Genomic DNA, 644 nt, shown 5'->3' with positions numbered 1-644 from the left:
ACAAAGGATTTCGTGACAGAATGCACGTTATGCACAATCTCTTGCCCGACAGGCACATTTGGTGTTTGACGATTACCGTCAAGCCCACCACCTTGACGATACAGTTCCAACGTCAACTGGTTATCTTGCCACACTAGTAAGCTATGCAGGTTTGCTGCTTGTCCTTGTTCTACTCGCTGAATGATAGGATCAAACTCTGGCTTACTCGCCTCAACAACTACTGCGTGTTTATCACACCCTACGAGTAGAATAAGAAACCACGCTATGATGAAAGTTTTCATGCTTTCCTCTTTATTCCTCAATATGCACAACTATGAATAAAACAGAAATAAAGAGATGAGTCTGCGTGCTAGACAGATATAAAAAAAGCGTGCGACCAATCGCACGCTTTTGATTTGAAATTGACGACAAACGTTAGTGCATTGCTGCTTCTTTCTCACTCAAATATTCAAATTCAAGCGCATCATTTACTAACGACACTTTCACCGTACCACCATCAACAAGTGATCCGAACAACAGTTCATTTGCCAATGGTTTCTTCAATTGCTCTTGGATTACACGGCCCATTGGACGTGCCCCCATCGCTTTGTCATAACCTTTATGTGCTAACCAATGGCGAGCGTCTTGCGATACTTCCATGGATA

1 protein-coding gene and 1 pseudogene are annotated in these 644 nt (G+C 42.9%); both read right to left on the bottom strand.

Features of this window, described 5'->3' with window-relative positions:
- Positions 1-281: pseudogene (locus R7E78_RS27580) on the bottom strand (serine hydrolase); the annotation flags it as partial.
- Between the two features lie 133 nt (positions 282-414).
- Positions 415-644: hypothetical protein (locus R7E78_RS27575; protein WP_318058811.1), on the bottom strand; the 230-nt coding region annotated here is incomplete at its 5' end.

Source organism: Vibrio sp. YT-19(2023) (genome assembly GCF_033337395.1).
This window is presented reverse-complemented; position numbering and strand designations above follow the sequence as displayed.